This is a genomic window from Pseudomonas sp. MYb193 (genome assembly GCF_002966775.1).
Classification (GTDB): Bacteria; Pseudomonadota; Gammaproteobacteria; order Pseudomonadales; family Pseudomonadaceae; genus Aquipseudomonas; species Aquipseudomonas paracarnis.
Genome location: NZ_CP023269.1, coordinates 4,200,755 through 4,217,660 on the forward strand (window position 1 = coordinate 4,200,755; position 16,906 = coordinate 4,217,660).

Below are 16,906 nucleotides of genomic sequence, written 5' to 3' on the forward strand. Positions count from 1 at the left end.
GGTTAACCCTTCATGAAAGATGGCGCGATTAGAAAAGCCACGGATTAAGCGCGCATTATGCCGCTAAAGTTCGCAACACCGGACAATCCCTACGCTCTAGAATAGCGGCGGTTAATCATCGGTTAATCAACGCCACACATTGTGTGCCTCACTTGCATCGAACTAAGGCTTGACCATGCGGCATCTGTTTACCTTTCTGCTGGTGTTGTTTGCGGGATTCGCCCAGGCAGCGCCGGGCAGCCCCTTCGAAACCAAACCCGACTTCCTCCCGGTAGGCAAAGCCTTCGCCTTTACCTCCGAACGTCTTGAAAGCGGCGAAACCCAGCTGTTTTGGCAGATTGCCGACGGTTACTACCTGTACCAGCAACGCATGAAGTTCGACGGCCTGGCCGAAAAACCCGTGCTGCCCGAGGGTGAAGCTCATAGCGACGAGTTCTTTGGTGAACAACAGGTGTATCGCCAGGGCCTGGAAGTGAAGATCCCCGCTGGTACCACCGGCCAGGTCAAGCTCGGCTGGCAGGGCTGCGCCGATGCGGGCCTGTGCTATCCGCCACAGTCGATCACCGTGGACCTGGGCGGCAACCCGGCCGTCGCCGCGACCGCGCAAGCCCAGGATCAAAGCCTGGCCAGCGGCCTGCAGCAGCGCAGCCTGGGGTGGAGCCTGCTGGTGTTCTTCGGCCTGGGCCTGCTGTTGGCATTTGCGCCCTGCTCGTTGCCGATGCTGCCGATCCTCGCTGGCCTGGTGGTCGGTAGCGGCGCCAGCCCGCGTCGCGGCTTTGCCCTGGCCGGCAGCTACGTGGTGTGCATGGCGCTGGTGTATGCCGCCCTGGGGGTGATGGCCGCGTTGCTCGGCGCCAACCTGGCGGCGTTACTGCAAACCCCGTGGATCCTCGGCAGCTTTGCGGCGTTGTTCGTGCTGCTCGCCCTGCCGATGTTCGGCTTCTTTGAACTGCAACTGCCCGCCTTCCTGCGCGACCGCCTCGATAACGTCAGCCGCCAGCAAAGCGGTGGCAGCCTGGTGGGTGCCGGTGTGCTCGGCGCGTTGTCCGGCCTGCTGGTGGGGCCGTGCATGACCGCGCCCCTGGCTGGCGCCCTGCTGTACATCGCCCAGAGCGGCAATGCGCTTCACGGGGGGCTGATCCTGTTTGCCATGGGCATCGGTATCGGCATCCCGCTGTTACTGCTGGTCACCGTGGGCAATCGCTTCCTGCCCAAGCCGGGCACCTGGATGAACGTGCTCAAGGGCATCTTCGGCTTCCTGTTCCTGGGCACCGCGGTGCTGATGATTCGCCCAGTGGTCGGCGACAGCCTGTGGATCGGCCTGTGGGGCGCCCTGGCGCTGGTGATGGCTTATTGTGGCTGGGCGCTGGCCCGTGAGCCCGGCCTGGCGGCCAAGGTATTCGGCGCTGGTTCCCTGGTGCTGGGCCTGTGGGGCGCGGTGCTGGTGGTGGGGGCGGCCGGCGGCAGCGATGAGCTGTGGCAACCCTTGAAGGTTTACAGTGGCTCAAAGGTCGCCGGTGCACCGAGCGCCCACGATGCCTTCACCACGATCAACGACCCGGCCGTGCTGCAAAGCCAGTTCGACAGCGCCAAGGCCCAGGGCCAATGGGTGCTGCTGGACTACTACGCCGACTGGTGCGTGTCGTGCAAGATCATGGAGAAACAGGTGTTCGGCAAACCCGAGGTGATGGACGCGCTCAAAGACGTGCGCCTGTTACGCCTGGACGTCACCGCCGACAACGCCGCCAGCCGCGAGCTGCTGGGCCGCTACAAAGTTCCTGGGCCACCGAGCTTCGTGTGGATCGGCCCGGACGGTGAAGAACGCCGCGCCCAACGCATCACCGGCGAAGTAGACGCCGCTGCCTTCCTGCAACGCTGGACCCAGACGCGGGACGCTCTCTGATGCTGACCCTCACCATCGGCACCTTCGCCATCGCCTTGAATCACCTGCTGCTGATCAGCGCGCTGATTCTCGCCACCCTGGTGGGCTGGCGCGTGGCCAAGCGCGGCGGCGAAAACCCGGAGTCGGTGCTGTTCAGCCTGTTTCTGCTGGGCCTGCTCGCCGCCCGCGTCAGCTTTGTGCTGATGTACTGGAGTTATTACAGCAACGACTGGGTAGAGATGGTCGACCTGCGTGACGGCGGCTTTCTCGCCTGGCCAGGGATCATCGCGCTGATCCTTGGCGCGCTGGTCTACGGCTGGCGTCGCCCTGCCCTGCGCAAGCCGCTCAGCGCCGGGGTGATCACCGGCCTGTTGTTCTGGGGCATGACCAGCCTGTCTCTGAGCCTGTACGAAAAAGGCACGCGCCTGCCGGATATCACCCTGCGCAATGCCAATGGCGAGGTGGTGCAACTGGCGGATTATCAAGGCGGCCCGTTGGTGATCAACCTCTGGGCCACCTGGTGCCCGCCGTGCCGACGCGAAATGCCGGTGCTGGAAAACGCCCAGCGCATGCGCCCCGATGTGACCTTCCTGTTCGTCAACCAGGCCGAAAGCATGCAGAGCGTCAGCACCTACCTGGCCACCCAGGGCCTGAACCTCGACAATGTGCTGTTCGACGCCAGCGGCCGCCTCGGCCAGGCTGTGGGTTCCATGGCGCTGCCGACCACGTTGTTCTACCAAGCCGATGGGCGCCTGATCAACAGCCACCTGGGCGAACTCTCCGAAGCCAGCCTGGCCCGTGCCATGGAACCCTTCGACAACACCACGACAAGGAAACCGACATGCCTCGCCTCCGCCACCTGCTGACCCTGCTGCCTTTGACGCTAGCCGCTACGCTGGCCCAGGCCGAAGACCTGCCGGCCCCGATCAAACAGATCGAAGCCAAAGGTGCCAAGATCATCGGCAAATTCGATGCCCCCAGCGGCCTCACCGGCTATGCCGCCCAGTACCAGAACCGTGGCATGGCCCTGTACCTGACCGCCGACGGCAAGCACGTGATCGCGGGCAACCTGTACGACGCCCAAGGCAATGACCTGAGCACCGCGCCCCTGGAAAAACTGGTGTACGCGCCGATGGCCAAGGAAGTCTGGGCCAAGATGGAAAACAGCAGCTGGATCCAGGATGGCGATAAAAACGCCCCGCGCACCGTCTACCTGTTCAGCGACCCCAACTGCCCGTACTGCAACATGTTCTGGGAACAGGCCCGCCCGTGGGTGAAGGCCGGCAAGGTGCAGTTGCGCCACATCATGGTCGGCATCATCCGCGAAGACAGCCCAGGCAAATCCGCCGCCCTGCTCGCCGCCAAAGACCCGCAAAAAGCCCTGCAAGAACACGAAGCCGCCGGCAAGGGCAGCAAGCTCAAGGCGCTGGAAAAGATCCCCGCCGAGGTCGAGGCCAAGCTTGATGCCAATATGAAGCTGATGGATGAACTGGAGTTGTCGGCGACGCCGGCGATCTTCTATCTGGATGACAAGGGTGGGTTGCAGCAGCAGCAAGGGGCGCCTTCGCCGGATAAGTTAGTGAAGATTCTCGGACCAAAATAAGCGCCGCCCTCGCGGGCGCCATCGCAGGCAAGCCAGCTCCCACATTTGAATGTATTCACAACTCAACATGTGGGAGCTGGCTTGCCTGCGATGAGCATAGGTATCTACACAACTTCGGCACGACGCTAAATCTGTGGCGAGGGAGCTTGCTCCCGTGACGGCCTGGCAGCCGACACAGATATAACTGATGCCCCGCGATCCAAGGTGGGAGCTGGCTTGCCTGCGAAGACGGCCTGACAGTCAACACAGTTGGACCGTGTACATATCCATTCCTGCGGTAACGGCCACTTAGGGTTCCGCCCTGACGGCGGCTCGCGCAAAAGTAAGCAAAACGCTCTTGCCCCACCACTCGGCACCTCGCTTAGGCTCGGTGTGCCCGTAATCCGCCAGCGTGGTTTAACGGGGCGCCTAAGATCAAAAGCGGCTCGCTTCGCATCGTGGTTACCGTTGAGCTTACAGAGTTATGTAAATACCTATGCTGCAATGAGGCCCTGACAGACAACGAAGATCAAAGCCCTTCCAACTCCGCCATCAAATCACTCAACCGATCCACCTTCTCGGCACTGATCTCATTGCCTGCCACCCCCTCGATATACTCGGCCAACTCCGCCACGGTGCTGCACTCGAACATCGCCCGCAACGGCACATCGCGTTGCAGTGTCTTCTGCACCCGCGAGGCAATCTGCGTGGCCAGCAGCGAATGCCCGCCCAGTTCGAAGAAGTTGTCCTGCACCCCGACCCGTTCGACCTTCAGCACCTCGGCCCAGATACCCGCCAACGTGGTTTCCAGCTCAGTGCGCGGCGCCACATAGTCCTGATTGTGCAACTGGCCGATCTCCAGGGCCGGCAGGGCCTTGCGGTCGAGCTTGCCGTTGGCATTCAGGGGCAGGCGCTCAAGCCATAGCCAATGCAGTGGCACCATGTATTCCGGCAGTTCGCTACGCAGGCGTTGCTTGACGCGCTCCAGCTGTTCACTCGGTTCCAGCGTGGCGTCGGCGGCCACCAGGTAGCCGACCAGATGTTTGCCATTGGCTCCCTCTTGCACACCCACCGCCGCGTCGCGCACCTGCGGTTGTTCATGCAGGCGCGCTTCGATTTCACCCAGTTCGATGCGGTAGCCGCGAATCTTCACCTGGTGGTCGATACGACCGACATACTCCAGCACCCCATCGCTGCGACGCCGTGCCAGGTCACCGGTACGGTAGAGGCGCTCACCAGGCGCGCCAAAGGGGTTGGGTACAAACACCTGGGCGGTGCGCAGCGGATCGCTGACATAGCCACGACCGACACCGGTGCCGGCGACGCACAACTCGCCCACCGCCCCTTGAGGCACCAGCTCTAAAGCGCCGTCCAGCAGGTACAAGCGGTTGTTGTCGGTCGGCGTACCAATCGGCAGGTAAGTGCCACGGGTCGACGCCAGATCGACGCGGAAGAACGCCACATCATCGGAGCATTCCGCCGGGCCGTAGGCATTCACCAGGCCAATCTGCGGGTAACGCAGCAGCCACTGATGGGCCAGCTCAGGTGGCATCGCCTCCCCGGTAGGCAGCATCCAGCGCAGGCCCTCGAGGCTGATACGCTCCTGGGCCAGCATGCCCTGGATCAGCGACGGCACACTCTCCAGCACGGTGATGCCCTGTGCTTGAACGTGGGCCAGCAACCCTTGCGGATCATGGGCGATGGTATTGGGCACAATGTCCACCCGTGCGCCAAACAGCGGCGCGGCGAGGAACTGCCACACAGAAATATCGAAGCTTTGCGACGCGGTCTGGGCAATCACATCGGCATCGCTCAGGTTCAGGTACGGCACCTTGCTCAACTGGTTATTGAGCATGCCACGCTGTTCGACCATCACGCCCTTGGGCAAGCCGGTGGAACCCGAGGTGTAGATCACGTAGGCAAGGTTGTCCGGGCCGCTGTAGACACCGGGGTTTTCGCCACGGGCGGGCACTTCCTCCCACACCAGCAGTTGGCAATCAACCCCTTGCAGCAACTCGACGGCCTGCTCGCGGCACGCCTCGGTGCACACCAGCAGCGGCGTGCGGCTCATGTCGATGATGCGGCTCAGGCGCGGGCCGGGCAGCCCTGGGTCCAGCGGCAGGTAACCGGCACCGGCCTTGAAGCTGCCGATGATCATGCCGAGCAAGTCCAACCCACGTTCAGCCAGCAACGCCACCGGTTGGTCCAGGCCCACACCGGCCGCAATCAACGCGTGGCCCAGGCCGTTACTGCGGCGGTTCAGTTCGTCGTAGCTCCATTGCTGGCTCAGGCAACTGGCGGCGATGCGCTGCGGATGCTCTGCCACCTGGGCCTCGAACAGCTCGATGTAGCTCGTCTCCAGCGGATAGGCTCGCTCACTCTGGTTACAGCCCGCCACCAGGAATTCACGTTCCTGCTCGCCAATCAGCGCCAGCTCGGCCATGTCGCCATGGAAGCCCTGCACCAGCGCCAGCAACAGGCGCTTGAACTCAGCGAGCATGCCTTGCACGGTGCTTTCGTCGAAGTAACGCTGGTCGTAGGACAGGTGCAAGCCGAGGTCATCGCCGGGGTAGCACACCGCCGTCAGCGGGAAGTTGGTGTGGGTACGCCCGGAATCCGAGGTGGCGTTCAGGCTTTGCGCACGGTCCAGCACCGAGACTTCCACTGGCGCGTTCTCAAACACGAACAGGCTGTCGAACAGCGGCTGGCCCTTGGGCAATTCGCTGTGTTCCTGGATCGTCACCAACGGCAGGTATTCGTACTCGCGCAGTTGCATATTGCTGTCGAGCAAGGCGCTCAACCACTGGCGCACGCTGCACGTCTGGCCGTCCTCGGGCAGTTTCACCCGCAGCGCGATACTGTTGATAAACAGCCCCACGGTGCGTTGCATCTCGGGCATGTCCACCGGGCGCCCGGCCACGGTGACGCCGAACAGCACGTCGCGATCGCCACTCAAACGCCGCAGCACCAGGGCCCACGCCGCCTGGGCGAACGTGTTGACGGTAAGCTGATGCGCCTGGGCCAGTTCGCGCAGTTGCGCACCGTCGCGGGCATCCAGGCGGGTGTAGCAGTCGCCGACCACCATGCCGCCACTGCCGCCGGCGTGTTCGCGCAAGAACGGGCGGTCACTCGGGATCGGCGTGGCGCGCTCGAAGCCCTGCAAGTTTTGCTGCCACCACTGGCGCGCCTCGTTGAGGTCCTGGCGTTGCAGCCAGGCAATGTAGTCGCGATAGCGCGGCGGCGTCGCCAGTTGCGCATCGCGGCCTTCGCCCAGGGCTGTGTAGATATCGAAGAAGTCATTCATCAGCAGCGAACGGCACCAGGCATCGATCAGGATGTGGTGGTTGCTCATCATGAACCAGTAGCGCGCCTCGCCCACGCGAATCAGGCGCAAGTGGAAAGGCGCCTGGTTGAGCAGGTCAAAACCGGCTTCGCGCTCGGCCTTGAGCAAGGCTTGCAGACGCGGCTCCTGCTGATCCTGCGGGTCGGCGCTCCAGTCCAGGTATTCGATCGGCGTGCTGCCGGGCTTGTGGATCACTTGCAGCATGTCTTCGCCGACGTTCCAGCAGAACGAGGCACGCAAGGCTTCGTGGCGGGCGATCACCGCTTGCCAGGCCTGGGCAAAACGCTCCGGCTCCAGGGCGCTGTTGATGCGGTAGCGGTCCTGCATGTAATACAGGCCCGTGCCCGGCTCCAGCAGGGTGTGCAGCAGCAAGCCCTCCTGCATCGGGGTCAGCGGATAGACGTCTTCGATGGCGCTGGCCGATACCGGCAAGGCGTCCAGTTGCACCTGGGTCAGGTGCGCCAGGGGGAAGTCGGACGGCGTGAGGCCGCCGGCATCGTCCTGCAGGCAATGAGCGATCAGGCTGTGCAATTCGGCCAGGTAAGCTTCGGCCAGATCGCGAATTACCTGCTGATCATGCCGCTCACGGCTGAACGTCCAGCGTAGCACCAGCTCGCCGCCGTAGACCTGGCTGTCGATGCTCAGTTCATTGGGCAACGGCGCATCCGGGTCATGGGCCAGGCCGGCGGATTCCTCCAGCGGGTGGAACAGCGCATCAGTGCCAAAGCTCTGGTCGAACTGACCCAGGTAGTTGAAGGTAATCTGCGCGCTCGGCAATGCGGCCATGCTCTGCTTGCACAGGTCATCGGCCAGGTAACGCAGCACGCCATACCCCAAACCTTTATGGGGCACGCCACGCAGTTGCTCCTTGATCGCCTTGATCGAGTCGCCGTGCTCGGCCAGCGGCGTCAGGCGCAACGGGTAAGCACTGGTGAACCAACCCACGCTGCGGGTCAGGTCGATGTCATCGAACAAGGTTTCGCGGCCATGGCCTTCCAGTTGGATCAGTGCCGAGGCCTGCCCGCTCCAGCGGCACAGCACGCGGGCCAGGGCGGTCAGCAACAGGTCGTTGACCTGGGTGCGATAGGCACTCGGCGCCTGTTGCAGCAACTGCCGGGTGCGCTCGGCATCCAGGCGCACGCTCACCGTTTCGGCATCGCTATTGCGCCGCGCACCTTGGGGACGCTGTACTGGCAAGGCCAAGGCGGGGCCAGCCAATTGCGCTTGCCACAGGCTCAACTCTTCGCGCAGGGATTCACTGTGGGCATAGGCTTGCAAGCGCGCAGCCCAATCACGCAGCGCGCTGGTTTTGGCCGGCAGGCTGACGGACTGGCCTTCACTGAGTTGGCGATAAACGTTTTGCAGGTCTTCCAGCAGGACGCGCCACGACACGCCGTCCACCACCAGGTGATGGATGGCGATCAGCAAGCGCTGCTGGCCTTGCGGCCCGTCCACCAGCAAGGCGCGCAGCAGCGGCCCCTGTGCCAGGTCGAGGCTGCGCTGAGTGTCGGTGAACAACGCCGTGCACGCCTGCATGTCGCGCACCTGCGCCTGCAGCAGCACGCCGCCTTCCGGCACGCCCAGGTGTTCGGCATGCCATTGCGCATCGCGCGGGGTAAAGCTCAAGCGCAGCGCGTCGTGGTGTTCCAGCACCGCCAGCAGCGCTTGCTCCAGGCGATGGGCATCGAGCAGTTGCAGTGGCTTGAGCACCAACGCCTGGTTCCAGTGCTGGCGCGCCGGGATATCGGTGTCGAAGAACCAGTGCTGAATCGGCGTGAGGCCCGAGGGACCGGTCAGCAGCCCTTGCTCGGCGATGACGCGCTCCGAGCGGGTGGCCACGGCAGCCAGGCTCTGAACCGTCTGGTGCTGGAACAGGTCACGGGGGCTGAAATGAATGCCGACCTGGCGCGCCCGGCTCACCACCTGGATCGACAGAATCGAGTCGCCGCCCAGTTCAAAGAAGTTATCGTCGAGGCCCACTTGCTCCACGTTCAGCACCGCGCACCAGATGGCGGCCAGGCTGTGTTCCAGCTCGCTGCGCGGCGCCACGTAGGCTTGGCGATTGGCCTCTGGGTCCGGCTCAGGCAAGGCGCGGCGGTCGAGCTTGCCGTTGGCGGTCAGCGGCATGCTCTGCAGCACGATCAGATGCGCGGGCACCATGTAGTCCGGTAGTTGCGCCTTGAGGTGCGCCTTCAACGCGTCGCGCAAGGCGGCGTGCTCGGCATCGCTGACCAGGTACGCCACCAATTGCTTGCCGCTCGGCGCATCCAGTGCCAGCACCACCGCTTCGCGCACAGCGTCATGTTCGAGCAAGCGCGTTTCGATTTCGCCCAGTTCGATGCGAAAACCGCGGATCTTCACCTGATGGTCGATGCGCCCCAGGTACTCCACCAGGCCATCGGCGCGTTGGCGTACCAGGTCGCCGGTGCGATACAGGCGCCCGCCCTTGCCAGCAAACGGGTCTGCGACAAAGCGCTCCGCCGTCATCCCCGGCCGCTGGTGATAACCCTGGGCCAGGCCGGCGCCACCGATGTACAGCTCGCCGCTGGCGCCCTGAGGCACCAGCGCCAGGTCGGCGTCGAGAATGTAAGCCACGCGCTCGCCGACGATGCTGCCGATCGGCACGCTGCCAGCGCCCTCCTCCAACTGCTCGGGCGCCAGGCTGGCCAGGGGCATCACCACGGTTTCGGTGGGGCCGTAGGCGTTGAAGAACAATTGGGGCGTGAACGCTGCGCGGATGCGTTGCAGGTGTTCGCCGGTCAAGGCTTCGCCACCGGTGATGCACATGCGCACCGGCAGCGTCTGTTGCTGGGTCGCCAGCCACTGCGCCAACTGGCTGCCGTAGCTCGGGGTGAAACCGAGCACATTGATGCGATGGGTACGGATCAGCGCGCAGATTTCTTCGGCATCCCACTGGCCCTGGGCGCGCAATACCACCCGCGCCCCGCACAGCAGCGGCACCAGCAAACGCTCGGTGGCAGCGTCGAAGTTGATCGAGTAAAAGTGCAGCTCGCAGTCATCCGGGCGCATATCAAAGCGCTCGATCACCGCCTGGCAATGCATGGCGATCTCACCGTGGGACACCACCACGCCTTTGGGCTTGCCCGTGGAACCCGAGGTGTAGATGAGGTACGCCTGGTGTTGCGCCAGACTCACGAACGGCAGCGCTTCGGCGGGGTAATTGGCCAGCACCGGCGAGTCATCCTCCAGGCACCAGCACGCCACCGTCGCCGGCAACTCACCCAGAGCTTCGAACAGGGCCGCATCACTGAGCAGCAGGCCGATGTCACTGTCTTCGATCATGTAATGCAGGCGGTCCAGCGGGTATTCCGGATCCAGCGGCACATAGGCACCGCCGGCCTTGAGGATCGCCAGCAAACCGACGACCATTTCCAGCGAACGCGGCAGCGCCAGGCCGACGCGCACCTGCGGGCCCACGCCACGCTCGCGCAGCATCCAGGCCAGGCGGTTGGCGCGCTCATCCAGTTGCGCATACGAGAGGGTCACACCGGCAAAGGTCAGCGCCGGGGCCTCCGGCCGCTGGCTGGCCTGCTGGCTGAACAGTTGATGGATGCACTGGTCGAGGCGATGCTCGCCCTTCTCCACCCCCAGGCTGTCTTGCAAGGCGCGTTGTTCATCCGCGCTCAGCAACGGCAATTCGCTGAGGCGCTGGCCGGGATCGGCGACCAACGCTTCGAGCAGGTTGCGCCAATGCTCGGCCATGCGCGCAATACGCGGCTCGTCGAACAGGTCGGTGCTGTAGGTCAGGCAGCAACCCAGGCGATGGTCGAGGTCGGTGACTTCCAGGTTGAGGTCGAACTTGGTCGCCCGCGCATCGTTGGCCAAGTACTCCACGGTCATGCCAGCCAGTTGGCGGCTTTGCTGGAATTCCCAGCGCTGCACGTTGCACATCACCTGGAACAACGGGTTGTACGCCGCGCTGCGCGGCGGTTGCAGGGCTTCCACCAGATGGTCGAACGGCAGGTCCTGATGGGACTGGCCCTCGATCACGGTATGGCGCACCTGCTCGAACAGCTCGCTGACCCGCATCTGCCCGTTGAGCTGGCAACGCAGCACCTGGGTATTGAGGAACGCGCCAATCAAGCCTTCGCTTTCCGGACGGATACGGTTGGCCACTGGCGCGCCGATGCGCAGGTCGGTCTGGCCGCTGTAGCGGTAGAGCAACACTGCCAGGGTCGCGGTCATGGTCATGAACAGCGTGAGGCCGTGCTGGGCGTTGAAGGCACGCACGCGGGCGGCCAGCTCGTCGCTCAAATCAAACCGGTACAGCTCGCCCCGGTGGCTTTGCACCGGTGGCCGCGGACGGTCGCCGGGCAGTTCCAGCAACGGGTGTTCGTTGCCCAGTTGGGCGGTCCAGTAGTCCAGCTGACGCTGGCGCTCACCGGCTTCCATCCACTGGCGTTGCCACACGCTATAGTCGAGGTACTGCACCGGCAACGCTGGCAGCGGTGAGTCGCGCTCGTCGATAAAGGCTTCGTACAAGGCGCTGAGTTCACGGGCAAAGATGTCCATGGCCCAGCCTTCGGTGACGATATGGTGCAGGGTCAGCACCAGGTAATGTTCCTGCTCGCCGGCCTTGACCAGGCAGGCGCGCAACAGCGGCCCGGTTTCCAGGTTGAACGGCGTGTGCGCCTCGACATCGGCCAGTTGCTGCAAACGCTGCTGGCGCTGCGGCTCATTCAGCGCGGAGAAATCCTGCCAGTCCATGCGCACGCCGGTTTGCGCCGAGACCTTCTGACAGGCCACACCATCGACACTTGGGAAGGTGGTGCGCAGGGTTTCGTGACGCATGATCAAGGCCTGCAAGGCGGCCTCGAAACGCCCCACATCCAGCACGCCGCGCAGGCGCGCCATGCCGCCGACGTTGTAGGCCGGGCTGTCCGGTTCCATCTGCCAGAGGAACCACATGCGCTGCTGGGAATAGGACAAGGGCACCGGCTGGCTGCGGTCGGCCTTGCCGATGGCCGTCTGTTGGTTGCGCTGGCCCGCCGCCTGGATCAGCCCGACCTGCTGGGCAAAATCGCCCAGCACGCTGGCTTCGAACAGGGTGCGCAGGGGCAGTTCGACGTCACAGGCCTGGCGGGTGCGGGAGATGATTTGCGTGGCCAGCAACGAGTGCCCGCCGAGTGCGAAAAAGTCATCGCGCAGGCCGATGCGTGGCAGGCCAAGCACCTCGCGCCAGATCGCGGCGATTTGCAGTTGCAAAGGTGTGTGCGGTTCGACGTGTTCGCGGGTTTGCCATACCGGCTCTGGCAAGGCACGCCGGTCGAGCTTGCCGCTGGGGCTCAGGGGCATGGCGTCCAGGCGCATCAGCAGCGCGGGCACCATGTACTCCGGCAACTCGGCGGCCAGGGCGGTTTTGACCCTTTGCTCATCCAGTTCGGTGTCGGCGGTGTAGTAGCCGATCAACTGTGCATCACGCACCAGCACCACGGCCTGGGCAATGCCTACCTGGGCCAGCAGGCGCGCTTCGATTTCTTCCGGCTCCACCCGGAACCCCCGCAGTTTGACCTGCTGATCGAGGCGCCCGAGGTATTCGAGCACGCCATCGGCGTTCCAGCGCGCACGGTCACCGGTGCGATACAAGCGGGCGCCCGCCGCGCCCAGCGGGTCGGCGACAAAACGTTCGGCCGTCAGCCCGGCACGGCCCAGGTAACCCCGCGCCAGGCCGATACCGCCGATGCACAGTTCGCCCGGCACACCGGCCGGCAACGGGTTGAGCTGCTCGTCCAGTACGCGGCAGATCACATTGCCCAACGGCCGACCAATCGGCGAGCGCTCGCCATCCGAGGCTGCGCACTGCCAGTGGGTGACGTTGATCGCGGTTTCGGTCGGGCCATAGCGGTTGTGCAATTGCACCGCTGGCAAGCGCGCCAGTACGCGGTTACGCAGTTCGGCGGGCAAGGCTTCGCCGCCGGAGAACAGGCGACGCAGGCTGGTGCATTCGGCCACCAGCGGCTCGTCGATAAACAGTTGCAACAGCGGCGGCACGAAGTGCAGCGTGGTCACCCCATGTTCCTGCACAAGCTGCGCGATGCGGTGCGGGTCGCGATGTTCGCCCGGCCCGGCCAATACCAGGCGGCAGCCGGCAATCAATGGCCAGAAGCATTCCCACACCGACACGTCGAAACTGATCGGCGCCTTTTGCATCAGCACATCGGTTTCGTTCAGTTGATAGGTGGCCTGCATCCACTGCAAACGCTCGGCCAGGGCGCCGTGGGTGTTGCCCACGCCTTTGGGTTGGCCGGTGGAACCGGAGGTGTAGATCACGTAGGCGAGGTTATCGCCGTGCAGGTGCAAGCCTGGCGCCTGGGTCGGCCAGCTGTCGAGGTGCAGGCTGTCCATGGCAATCACGCACACGCCTTCGGCGCTGGGCAGTTGGGGCAGCAACGCGGTCTGGGTGAGCAGCAGTTGCACGCTGCTGTCCTTGAGCATGTAGGCCAGGCGTTCGGCGGGGTAATCCGGGTCCAGCGGCACGTAGGCGCCACCGGCCTTGATGATGGCGAGCAGGCCGATCAGCAGTTGCGGCGAACGCTCGGCGGCGATGGCTACGCACACGTCCGGGCCGACGCCTTTGTCGCGCAGGTAATGGGCCAGGCGGTTGGCCTGGGTGTGCAATTGGGCGAATGTCAGGCTGCCGTCCTGCCAGACCAGCGCGGTGGCGTCCGACGTTTGTTGGTTGAGCAGCTCGGGCAGCCAGTGCCGGGCCGGCGCGCAAGGGGCTTCGCTCCAGGGTTGCTGTTCGTCAGCCTGCATCAACGGCAGATCGCCGATGGCGTGTTGTGGTTGCGCGCACACAGCGTGAAGTAGATGGATGAAGTGCTCGGCCAGACGCTGGATGGTCGCGCAATCGAACAGCTCGTCGGCGTAGTCGAACGACAGGCTCAAGCGCCCATTGCGGTCTTCTTCGCTGTGCAGTTGCAGGTCGAACTTGGCTTCGCGGCTGTGCCAGGGCAACTCATCGGCCAGCAGGCCCGGCAGGCGGCGCAAGGCACTGAGGTCACGTTGCTGGTGGTTGAACATGACCTGGAACAGGCCCTGTTCGCGGGCCTGGGGGAAGGCTTCCAGCAGTTGTTCGAAGGGCAGGTCCTGATGGGCCTGGGCGGCCAATGTGGTCTCGCGGGTGGCGGCCAACAGCTGGTTGAACGGCAGGCGCCCGTCCAGCTCGGCGCGCAGCACCAGGGTGTTGATAAAGAAGCCGATCAGGCCCTGGGTTTCATGGCGTGGGCGGTTGGCATTGGGCACGCCGATACGGATATCGCGCTGGCCACTGTAGCGATAGAGCAAGGTCTGGAACGTCGCCAACAACAGCATGAACGGCGTCGAGTCATGGGCCTGGGCGGTCTGGCGGATCGCCGCACTGAGGCGCGCATCCAGGCGCTGGCTATGGCGCGAGGCGCTGTGCCGATGCTGGGCGGCGCGCGGGTGATCGGTGGCCAGGTTCAGGGCCGGATGCTCGTCACCCAACTGCGCTTTCCAGTACGTCAGCTGTCGCTGGCCCTCGCCTTCGGCCAACCATTGGCGCTGCCAACTGCCGTAGTCGGCGTATTGCAAGGCCAGCGGGGGCAACTCCAGGGACTGGCCTTGGGCGGCAGCGGCGTACAGGCGCGAGAACTCGTCGATCAGGATATTCAGCGACCAACCGTCAGCAATGATGTGGTGCAACGTCACCAGCAGTTGGTGCTCTTCATCGCCCAGGCGCACCAGGGTGACCCGTAGCAACGGGCCTTTTTCCAGGTCGAACGGGCTGCGCGCCTGGTCTTCGCGGACCTGTTGCGCACGGGCTTCGCGTTCGGTGTTGGGCAGGTCACTGAGGTCGATGATCGGCAGTTCGAAATCCGCCGTAGCCTCGACACGCTGAAACGCCTGGCCGTCGCGCTCGTAGAAGCGCGTGCGCAGGGCTTCGTGACGCTGGATCAGTTGCTGGAAGCTGTGGCGCAGTGCGTCTTCATCCAGCTCGCCGCGCAAGTGCAAGGCGCCGGGAATGGTGTAGGCGCTGCTGTGAGGGTCCAATTGCCAGGTGATCCACAGGCGGTTCTGTGCCAGGGATTGAGGCAGGTCTTCTTGACGTGACAGCACGTGGATTGCGCCTTGGGCCACGCCGCCATCCTGTTGCAGCTGCGCGACGGCCGTGGCGAAGGCGGCGAGGGTCGGCGCTTCGAACAGCAGGCGCAGGCTCAGTTCCAGCCCCAGGCTTTCGCGCAGGCGGGCGACCACTTGGGTCGCGGTGATGGAGTTGCCCCCCAGCAGGAAAAAGTGATCGTCGCCCGCCACATGAGCCAGTTGCAGTTGTTCGCACCAGATCGCCGCGATCTGCTGTTGCAAGTCCGATTCCAGTGCCACTTCGCTCGCCTGCCCCTGCTGCCCGGGGAACTGCGCATAGCTGTCGAGGCTGCCATCGGCATGCCGAATCGCGCAGGCAGCACGCTGCACTTTGCCGCTGGAGGTCTTCGGCAAGGCGCCGGGGTTGAGCAGCACCACCACGCTCGGGGCTTGCTGGCAGGCCTCGGCCACGGCTTGGCGGATCGCTTTGATCAGCGCTTCGGGCGGCAGGATTTTCTGCACGCTGCGGCTGATTTCCGCGGCGATGCCGATGCCTTCCAGGCCCTGGTCATTGACCGCAAACGCGGCGACCCGGCCCTTGCGCACCACTTCCACTTCGCGCTCGATGGTCTGTTCGATGTCCTGGGGGTAAAGGTTGTGGCCGCGCACGATCAGCAGGTCTTTCAGGCGCCCGGTGATGTACACCTCACCGTCGCGGATAAAACCCAGGTCACCGGTGCGCAACCAGGTGCGGCCAGCATGCTGGACGAAGGTCTTGGCGCTGGCTTGCGGGTTGCGCCAGTAGCCGTGGGCGATGCTCGGGCCCGTGGCCCAGAGTTCGCCGACGCACTGGTCGGGCAGCTCGGTGAGGGTGTGCGGGTCGGCGATCAGCACGGCGTGGTCCGGCTGGCTGGTGCCGCAACTCATGATCGCAGGGCCCTGCCCCGGTTCGGCACGGTTGGCGGCCAGCGCCTGTTCGTCCAGGCGCAGGGCGGGAATGCCATGGCCACGGGTGCCGCCGGCGACAAACAGGGTGGCTTCGGCCAGGCCGTAGGAGGCGAAGAAATTATTCGGGGTGAAACCACAGGCCGCGAATTTTTCCGCGAAGCGTTCCAGGGTGTCGAGGCGGATCGGCTCGGAACCCGAATAGGCGACGCGCCAGCGGCTCAAATCCAGGCGTTCCAGGGCCGACTCACTGACCCGTTCGCTGCACAGGCGGTAGGCGAAGTCCGGGCCACCGCTGATAGTGCCGCCGTATTCGCTGATCGCCTCCAGCCAGCGCAAAGGTCGGCCAAGGAAGTAGGCCGGCGACATCAACACGCAGGGCACGCCGCTGAAGATCGGTTGTAGCAGGCCGCCGATCAGGCCCATGTCGTGGTACAGCGGCAACCAGCTGACGATCACGTCATCGGGGTTGAGGTCGATGCCAAAACCACGGCGGATCAGCACTTCGTTGGCCACCAGGTTGCCGTGGCTGACTTGCACGCCCTTGGGCAATGCGGTGGAGCCGGAGGTGTATTGCAGGAACGCGATGTCGTCGGCCTTGAGGTCGGGCTCGACCCACTGGTCGGCCTGCTGCGCCTCCAGGGTATCGACACTCAACACCGTGGGCGCGTTTTCAATCTGCGCCAGGCCCTCGCTGAGGCTGGCAATGGTCAACAGCAGCCGCGGCTCGGCATCGCTGATGATCGACAGCAGGCGCTCCTGGTGATGACGACGCGTAGACTCCGGTGGATAAGCCGGCACCGCGATCACCCCGGCGTACAGGCAACCAAAGAACGCCGCCACATAGTCCGGGCCACTCGGGAACAGCAACACCGCACGCTCGCCCAGGCCAGCGTTGGCTTGCAAGGCGGCGGCGATGGTGCGGGCGCGTTGGTCGAGGTCGCGATAACTGAGCACCACACTGTGCTCGGCACTCTCGGCGAGGAAGCGCAACGCCACCTGGTCCGGCGTCTGCGCAGCACGCTGTTGAAGGGACTGGACCAGGGTGCGGGGAAGTTCGAAGGCGTCCATCATGGGGTTCCTGCCTGAA

At 64.5% G+C, this 16,906-nt stretch carries 4 protein-coding genes; 3 read left to right on the forward strand and 1 reads right to left on the reverse strand.

The genetic code is table 11. The annotated features are described in order from the left end of the window. Positions 1 to 175 precede the first annotated feature (175 nt). From dsbD to dsbG, 3 genes are read left to right on the forward strand one after another with little or no spacing between them, the layout of a single operon-like run. Positions 176 to 1,903 (forward strand): protein-disulfide reductase DsbD, encoded by a 1,728-nt coding sequence (gene dsbD, locus CLM72_RS19075; RefSeq protein WP_105227547.1) that lies wholly within the window; start codon positions 176 to 178, stop codon positions 1,901 to 1,903. After that, on the forward strand, positions 1,903 to 2,748 hold the full coding sequence (locus CLM72_RS19080; RefSeq protein WP_073527064.1) for a TlpA disulfide reductase family protein: 846 nt from the start codon (positions 1,903 to 1,905) through the stop codon (positions 2,746 to 2,748). The genes dsbD and CLM72_RS19080 overlap by 1 nt, the downstream gene beginning before the upstream one ends. After that, on the forward strand, positions 2,724 to 3,485 hold the full coding sequence (dsbG, locus tag CLM72_RS19085) for a thiol:disulfide interchange protein DsbG (RefSeq protein ID WP_020302229.1): 762 nt from the start codon (positions 2,724 to 2,726) through the stop codon (positions 3,483 to 3,485). Before CLM72_RS19080 ends, dsbG begins: the two co-directional genes overlap by 25 nt. A 508-nt stretch (positions 3,486 to 3,993) precedes the next feature. Here dsbG and CLM72_RS19095 read toward each other — a convergent pair. Continuing rightward, on the reverse strand, positions 3,994 to 16,890 hold the full coding sequence (locus CLM72_RS19095; protein ID WP_105227549.1) for a non-ribosomal peptide synthetase: 12,897 nt from the start codon (positions 16,888 to 16,890) through the stop codon (positions 3,994 to 3,996). Between the last annotated feature and the right edge of the window lie 16 nt (positions 16,891 to 16,906).

Excerpts from the sequence above, each read along its gene's own strand:
- dsbG (WP_020302229.1), top strand. The coding sequence starts at position 2,724 with ATGCCTCGCCTCCGCCACCTGCTGACCCTGCTGCCTTTGACGCTAGCC.
- CLM72_RS19080 (WP_073527064.1), top strand. The coding sequence starts at position 1,903 with ATGCTGACCCTCACCATCGGCACCTTCGCCATCGCCTTGAATCACCTG.
- dsbD (WP_105227547.1), top strand. The coding sequence starts at position 176 with ATGCGGCATCTGTTTACCTTTCTGCTGGTGTTGTTTGCGGGATTCGCC.
- CLM72_RS19095 (WP_105227549.1), bottom strand. The coding sequence starts at position 16,890 with ATGATGGACGCCTTCGAACTTCCCCGCACCCTGGTCCAGTCCCTTCAA.